This window comes from Lactobacillus sp. M0393 (assembly GCF_016102025.1).
Lineage (GTDB): Bacteria > Bacillota > Bacilli > Lactobacillales > Lactobacillaceae > Lactobacillus > Lactobacillus melliventris.
Genome location: NZ_JACFPK010000004.1, coordinates 225,356 through 233,061 on the forward strand (window position 1 = coordinate 225,356; position 7,706 = coordinate 233,061).

Below are 7,706 nucleotides of genomic sequence, written 5' to 3' on the forward strand. Positions count from 1 at the left end.
AAATTCTCCTTTTTATAATGACTATTCTTTTTCGTCATTTTTTAAATTTAAAATACCTGGATTAAACATCCCTTTGGGATCAAAGCTTGATTTTATTTTTTTCAATAAATCAAAAGAGACAGGACCCACTTCTTCATTGAACCATGGCAACCTCTGACGTCCAATTCCGTGATGGTGGGCACCAGAACCACCAACTTCATGAACTGAATCCATCACAATTTTCCAAATTTCATTATACTTAGCTAAAGTATCAGCTGCATCTTTACCAGTAGCAAAAATAATAAAATATATATTAGCTCCACTTGGATAACAGTGAGAACAATGTGCCCATAATTTATCTACTTTATTTTCCAATCTCTCTGAAACAAGATGAAACATTTTTGGTAGCATTGTCCAATTTCCTGATACCTCAATTGCATCTGCAATCTTTGTATTACTATCATTTCCTTCCTTGAGCCATGCAGCATTATAGCGATCCCGCTCCCAATTGTTTCCTATTGATGCCCCTAAATCATGACCCGTTCTTTTCTTAGCGGTAATTAAAACTTGTTTTAATACTTCTGGTACAACTGTCTTCGCACCAACCAAGCCTATAATCATCAAAACTTTATTTGATTGATAGTTAATTGTTGAATATAAATTTTGTGCTTCAGCAGGATTATAGATACGTACTACTGCTGGCACTATATCCCTACGATAAAATTCACGCGCCGTAAAAATTGCATCCTCAATAGAATCAAACTCAATACCTCTAAATTCTTTAGTTTCAGGTATTTTCCAGATCTTTAAAGTAACTTTAGTAATTATTCCAAGTGTTCCTTCGGAGCCAACGAAAAGATTAGGAATATAAGGGCCTGTTGCTGAACGAGGAATATTTCTATTAACAAATATTTCACCATTTGGAAGAACTACTTCCAAGCTTTGTACAATATTTTCAATATTGCCATATTTACTACTAAAAGTTCCAGCAGATTTGGTTGCAACCAATCCACCAATACTAGCTAAATACAATGATTGTGGATAATGTCCCAATGTATAGCCCTTTTTATTTAAATACTTTTCGATTTCGCCACCTAAAGTTCCAGCATATGCTGTCACTAAATGGTTATTTTCGTCAAAATTGATAATTCCCTTCAGCTCTTGCATATCTACTGTTAATGATGGTTGCTCAGGAACTATCCCTCCTAAAACTCCAGAAGCTCCGCCATATGTTACAATTGCCAGCTTGTGCTCAGAAGCATATTTAACAGCTTGTTTAATTTCATCAACTGATTTTGGAACGACAATTCCCGCAGGCAAATGATTATCTATTTGCTCTTCAGTCCACTTCATTGAAGCCGGCCACCAATCTTTAATATGTTTCCTTTTTTCAGCTTTATCTGTTATTAAATCCATTTTTATTTCCTTTTTAAACTCTATTTATAGTAATATTATTTTTAATCGCATCTAATTCATCAAGCTTTAAGTGTCCTGGATGTTCATCAAGAGCATTTAAAACGCCATATGCCATTGACCGTAAAAGAATTTTTTCGGTTGATTCATTTTGATCTATACCAAGTGCCAAGCCAGCGACTACCGAATCACCGGACCCAATGGCATTAATTGCATTAATTTTTGGTACCTTAACCTCATAAAAACATTCACGATGTTTTACAAGAGCACCTTCAGACCCTAAAGTTAAAACAATCCATTCTATACCGTTAAAGAGTGGCATAGACAAATATTTTTTTAAAACACCCATATCCTTAACTTCAACTTTTCGGTTTATCAAGCTTTCCAATTCATGTTCGTTAGGCTTGATTAGCATTGGTTTTATTGAACTTGAAATACTAGCTTTTAAAGCTGAACCGGAAGTATCAAGTAATAGTTTTTTCCCCTCGTTTACAGCAACTTCAGTTAATTTACTATAATAATCATGATTTAATCCTTGCGGTAAACTACCTGAAACGACTATTGTGTCAAAATCTTTAATAATCTCATGATAAAAGTTAAGAAAATTCGTGCAAGTTTCTGATGATAATTTTGGACCTGCTTCTAAAATTTCAGTTTGTAATTTACCAGTAATTATAGAAATATTATTTCTTGACTCTTGGTCTATTTCAAAAAAGTGATGTTTAATTTCTTGTTCATTTAAGCGACTTTTAATAAAACTACCAGTAGTTCCGCCAATAATTCCAGTTGCTACAGCTTTATTACCAACTTGATTTAAAACACGAGTAACATTTAGACCTTTACCACCTGCAGTTTTTGTAATATTTAAGGCTCGATTTGTCTTCCCTAATTGAAATTTATCAAGTAGATATGTAATATCAACCGAAGCATTTAGTGTTACAGTTAAAATCAATTTGTATTCGCCTCATGTCATTTCATCAAGCCTTTCAGGCTTTCATACAATTTTAAGTACTTTGCAAAGCCTTTATTATAGGTTTCTAAATTATTTTTATTGGGCTTATATACTTTTTGAATTCTCACTGTTTTTGCTCTAGCCTCTTCATAATCTTTATACACATGGACACCAACACCAGCTAAAATTGCTGCTCCTAAAGTAGTGGCAGTATCAGATGAAGGAACACGAATTATTTTTTCAGTTACATCAGCTTTTATTTGTGTCAATATAGTAGAGTTAGCTGAGCCACCCATTGCCCACAGCTCTTTTACCTTAGCACCTAATTGTTCGGCAATAACTAAATTGTGCCTTAGTGAGTATGCAATTCCTTCTTGCGAAGCCCTAATAATATTAGATCTGGTCTTAGTAAAATCTAAGCCATAGTAAACACCTTTAGCATATGGATTCCAAATAGGTGAGCGTTCACCTTTCATGTACGGTAAGAATATTACTCCTTCCGAACCTGCAGGAACTCGTGCAGACAATTGATCCATTTCATAGTATGTGCTAGTACCGTGATAATGTGCATTAGACTTTTCTTCAAAACAAAAATTGTTTTTTACCCAATCAATGACACCACCGCCACCAACAGTGCCTCCTTGAAGGAGCCAGTGACCTGGAACAACGTGATAACCCATGATTAGCCGTGGATCTGCAATATATTTATTTAAGCAAATGCTCATTCCTTCAGCTTGACCGCCTTGCTCTTGTGTTTCCCCATTTGAAATAACTCCTGTGCCTAAAGCACCACAGGCGGCATCGACACCTCCAGCAACAACGGGTATCCCTTCTGCCATCCATGTTTCAGCTGATGCTTTACTGGAAACGTGACCTACAACTTCATCGCTATTGTAAATTGAAGGAAAAATGGTAGAAGGAATACCGAACGCGTCACACATTTCCTCACTCCATTCACCTTTTTTCATATCAAAGCAATGTAAACCATACCCCTGTGAAATATCTTGAGTTATTTTACCTGTCAATTTATAAACTATATAACTATTAGATTGAAGCACTTTATAAACTCTTTTAAATATTTCTTGATGGTTTTCTTTTAACCATAACAGTTTAGGTAAACTGTAGGTGGGTTGAAATGGATTACCACTGACTTCAAATATTTTTTCCTCTCCAATTTCTTCTTTTACACGATTACAAAGATCTGTAGCTCTTGTATCCATCCAAATTGGGTTATTAAAAATGACTTTTCCATTACAATCAATTGGTATCATTGACCAACCCTGACCATCTACGCCAATTCCCTGGATAGTAACATCTACCATTTTTTTATTACTTACAATTTTCTTAGTAGCTTCGCAAACAGCATGCCACCATTCTTCAGGCTTCTGTTCAACCCAACCTTCAGCAGGATAATAAGTGGGGTACTTTTCACTAACAGAAATAATAACTTTACCGTCAATAGTAAAAGCAGTTAACTTACAACTTGATGTTCCTATATCAATTCCTAAAAGTGCATCTGTCATTATTCTTCACCCCCTATTTGGTATAAAACTTTAATATTAGCTGAATCTTTCTTAGTTAGATCATAGAAAGGCTTTGCCCCGTCTTCTAACGAATAAGTTGCCGTTATCATCTGATCTAAATTAATTAATCGCCGTTTTAATAAGCTAATTGCTGCTGGCCATTTATAGCCTGGAAATGGCGCTGAATATGACATCATTGAACCAGTAACTAACAATTCTTTACGAAAAATTTCTTCAAATTCATTTGCCTTAAAGGTAACATCATGGGTACTAGTTCCAACATATACTACCCTTCCTCTTTTTTTAGTTACTAATATGGCTTGCACTTGTGTAATTGGATTGCCTATTGCCTCAAAAGTAATTGTAGGGCATTCATGATCATTAAAATAATCAATCAAATTTGTCTTTGACGAATTTATAGTAATGTCAGCTCCTAATTTATGGGCAAAATCCAATTTTTTATCATTAATATCGATCATAATAATTTTCCCCAAACCTTCTGCCCTTAAAGCGGTTAAGATCATCAGACCGATAGTTCCTGCGCCAAATATAACTGCAGTTTCATTAACTTTTAGCGAGAATCTTTGTGTTGCGCTCAGTCCAATCGTAAAGGGTTCAACTAAAGCTGCTGTTTTAAGACTTACGTTGCTCGGTAATTTAATAATATTTGTTTCTGGAACAGCCACGTATTCAGCTAAAGCTCCTGGTTGATGAGAACCTATAAAGCCATAATTTTCACATAATTCTGGATATCCCGCTAAACAATATTCACATGAACCACATACCGTCAAAGGTGCAGCAGTGACTCTTTCCCCCTTTTTTAAACTCTGAACATTTTTACCTATTTTTACTATTGTTCCTGAAAATTCATGCCCCAATATTTGAGGAAATTGGTGAACTGCACCTTGAAAGTAGCGCGGTAAATCTGAGCCACATATACCACAAAAAGCAACTTTAATTAAAACTTCATTATCTTTAATTTGGGGTGGCTCAATTTCATTAAGAACCATTTTCTCTTTATCAACAATTTGTAAAGCCTTCATATTTTTAACCTCTTACTTAAAACTTCTAGTTTCCAAATCCTAATAATTTCGAAAAGTATACAACAATCCACATCAATAAATTTCCACCTTCATCCCAGCAACTAACTAACGTTTTTCCACCAACGACTCCATTAAGAACGTGAGTCATCTGCGCAGCTTGAGTTGTAAGTGGAGCTAGTTGAGTTGCAGCTATAGTTGTTAAACTTATCCAAATAGTTGTCAAAATGACGTTATAAACAATATTTCCTTTGGTATATGGAGCCATTCCGCCAATCCAATATGGTAAAGCGGCTAAGCTTGCAACTGGAAGAAAATTGTTACCTGGTAAGAAAGCACAAAGAAATATTGCAATTGGATACATAATAACTACTGTTGACATTACAGATGGATCTTTTAATAACATTACTGGATCAACAGCAATATTTAATTTTCTTCCTTGGAAACGATCTTTCATAAAAGTAGACAAATTAGTGGTAATCGGTAAAATCCCATCTGCAACAAATTGAAGCATAGCCGGTAAAATTACAAGCACAGCTGCTAATTTTATTGCTAATTGTATAGTCGAGGCGATACCTATTCCTGCAATTAAGCCGATTACTGCTCCTAATAATGCACCAACTACACTGTTTTCACCAAAAATACCAAATTTCTTTTTGATATCAGAAGAAGAAGCTTTTATTTTATTTAACCCAGGTATAATGTCTATAATTTTCATCATAAAAAAGGCAAAAGTTGCAGGAAATGTTGCTGATGGCGCAGGAATAGTTACGCCTTCAAGTTTATTAAATTCCTGAAACTTTTTGGCATGAAAATCAGCTAAAAACATTGAAATTACAAGAGTAACAATCCCAGCAATAATGCCTAACAATAAATTTTTAGTGAAAGCCCAAAACATAACACCCAGAGCCGAGCCATGCCAAATATTCCACATGTCTACCCACAAAGTGTTAGTAAGTTTTAAAGTTACTAAAATAATATTCACAACGACAATTCCTAAAATTATCCAAGGAACTCCTGGCCATCCCCAGGCAGCAGTAACACTACCGTATCCAATGTCAACTACTGAAAAGTTTGCATGTAGTCTTATAGACAAAGCCTTAGTTACTGGTTGCATAGCCTGAACCGAAAAATCAGTTATCAAGTTCAAACCCGTTAATCCAATTCCAATTAATAATGAGCTTGTTAGACTTTTCGCAAAACCAGCTTTGCACACTAATCCAATAATTAGCATAACAATTGGAACAAAATACGTTCCTCCAAGACCAATAAACCAATCAATGGCTCCCTTTAATATATTCACTTAATTACCCCCTTTACAAGACATATTTACAATACAAGAATAAAACTAAATTACTTTTGTTCAAATACATAATACAGTATTTTGTATAATTAATCAAACAAATATTAAAAATATTATTTTAGAAGTACTACTCTAATAGATAATTTGTTTTTTTAAAGACATTCACTATTCGGTGTATAATGATATTTAATAATGTTCAACTCTAAATCTATGATTTCAATATAATTTTTAGTTGGAAATATCAGATTATTAAATAAAAATTGATAGTATGGGAGCGATTAATATATTTTCGAGTAAGACTGCACACACTCAACAAAAGCTTGCTGAAATACTTTTATCCTGCAAGATAGGAGATAAAATACCGACTTTTAGTTTTCTTCATGACGAATTAAAGGTTGGTACTGGGACTATTCAAAGTGCACTTAAGGATTTTGAGCAAGAGAAAATCATTAAACTAAAGGCTCAACCACATTATGGAACGATTTTGATTTCTAAAGATATCAAAAAGCTATGGGGATTTTTGCCAAATCGTCATCTTGTGGGATTATTTCCTGAACCGCTTAGCTTAGAAATGCGGGGATTAGCAATGGGGATCAGGGAAGCATTAAACGATTTAAATATACCACTTGTTATAGTATATGGGTATGGTTCAGCTATTAGATTTGATCGTATTCTAAGTAAGAAGTCAAAAGAAGATTTTGTTGTTTCTTCACTTGCCTCTGCTAAAGATAGAAAAGAAATTAGTCCAAAGTTAAAAATAGCATTAAAATTCAACAGCCATACTTTTTATAAGAAAGATGGATTGCTATTACTGGAAAAACAAGGAATAGAAAATAGACTTGTATCAAACATAAGAGTGGGTTTAGATGATAGCTCCTATGATCAATCTATACTCACTAAAGAAATATATCCAAACGCTGAATACATACCAGTAAAATATTCCAATGTACCTTTTGAAATTTTAAACCAAAATATTGATTGTGCAGTTTGGCACCGCACTCAAAATGAAAAGTATTTACAAAAAACTTCAATAGATTCAATCAAGATTCAACAAAAGTTACTCAAAAATGTTAGTCTTGAAGAAATTTCAAAAGCTGTAATTAGTGTTAATTCAGATAACTGCTTAATTATTGAACTTTTACGCAATATTAATGTTGAAAAAATTCAGTATTTTCAAAAGCAAGTCGTCGAAGGTAAAATTGATGCGCTTTTCTAGAGTTGATTCTAAAAACAGTTTTTTATACATATAAAATTTTGATTTAAAAAATTAGCGAAAAAAGACCCTGTAGTTATTTATGACTACAGGGTTTCTTACGGAGTGTGAGAGATTTGAACTCTCGATACAGGATTAACCCATATACATGATTTCCAATCATGCTCCTTAAGCCACTCGGACAACACTCCAAATTAACTCCGGCTGTCAGACTCGAACTGACGACATCTTGATTAACAGTCAAGCGCTCTACCAACTGAGCTAAGCCGGAATACTAAAAAGC

General features: G+C 34.1%; 6 protein-coding genes and 2 tRNA genes. 1 reads left to right on the top strand and 7 read right to left on the bottom strand.

What is annotated here, in order from left to right:
• Positions 1 to 21: 21 nt before the first annotated feature.
• From H3R29_RS04750 to H3R29_RS04770, 5 genes are read right to left on the bottom strand one after another with little or no spacing between them, the layout of a single operon-like run.
• Entirely contained in the window at positions 22 to 1,395 is a 1,374-nt protein-coding gene (locus tag H3R29_RS04750; protein WP_198202083.1) for an FAD-binding oxidoreductase, read from the bottom strand.
• Positions 1,396 to 1,408: 13 nt separating this feature from the next.
• On the bottom strand, positions 1,409 to 2,344 hold the full coding sequence (locus tag H3R29_RS04755) for a hexose kinase (RefSeq protein ID WP_198202082.1): 936 nt from the start codon (positions 2,342 to 2,344) through the stop codon (positions 1,409 to 1,411).
• A 17-nt stretch (positions 2,345 to 2,361) separates the two neighbouring features.
• Entirely contained in the window at positions 2,362 to 3,867 is a 1,506-nt protein-coding gene (locus H3R29_RS04760; RefSeq protein WP_198202081.1) for an FGGY-family carbohydrate kinase, read from the bottom strand.
• The gene (locus H3R29_RS04765; RefSeq protein WP_198202080.1) at positions 3,867 to 4,910 is read right to left on the bottom strand and encodes a galactitol-1-phosphate 5-dehydrogenase; all 1,044 of its coding nucleotides are present in this window, start codon (positions 4,908 to 4,910) and stop codon (positions 3,867 to 3,869) included. Before H3R29_RS04765 ends, H3R29_RS04760 begins: the two co-directional genes overlap by 1 nt.
• Before the next feature lie 25 nt (positions 4,911 to 4,935).
• Entirely contained in the window at positions 4,936 to 6,210 is a 1,275-nt protein-coding gene (locus H3R29_RS04770; RefSeq protein ID WP_198202079.1) for a PTS transporter subunit IIC, read from the bottom strand.
• A 268-nt stretch (positions 6,211 to 6,478) separates the two neighbouring features.
• Here H3R29_RS04770 and H3R29_RS04775 point away from each other — a divergent pair, with 268 nt between their 5' ends.
• Positions 6,479 to 7,426, top strand: a complete 948-nt coding sequence (locus H3R29_RS04775; protein WP_198202078.1) for a YhfZ family protein — start codon at positions 6,479 to 6,481, stop codon at positions 7,424 to 7,426.
• Between the two features lie 98 nt (positions 7,427 to 7,524).
• Here H3R29_RS04775 and H3R29_RS04780 read toward each other — a convergent pair.
• A tRNA-Ser gene (locus H3R29_RS04780) sits at positions 7,525 to 7,614 on the bottom strand.
• 7 nt (positions 7,615 to 7,621) lie between these two features.
• Positions 7,622 to 7,694 (bottom strand) — tRNA-Asn (locus tag H3R29_RS04785).
• Positions 7,695 to 7,706 lie beyond the last annotated feature (12 nt).

What these genes read in the sequence shown, in the direction of transcription:
- H3R29_RS04760 (WP_198202081.1), bottom strand. Translation starts at nt 3,867, where the DNA reads ATGACAGATGCACTTTTAGGAATTGATATAGGAACATCAAGTTGTAAG.
- H3R29_RS04775 (WP_198202078.1), top strand. Translation starts at nt 6,479, where the DNA reads ATGGGAGCGATTAATATATTTTCGAGTAAGACTGCACACACTCAACAA.
- H3R29_RS04750 (WP_198202083.1), bottom strand. Translation starts at nt 1,395, where the DNA reads ATGGATTTAATAACAGATAAAGCTGAAAAAAGGAAACATATTAAAGAT.
- H3R29_RS04765 (WP_198202080.1), bottom strand. Translation starts at nt 4,910, where the DNA reads ATGAAGGCTTTACAAATTGTTGATAAAGAGAAAATGGTTCTTAATGAA.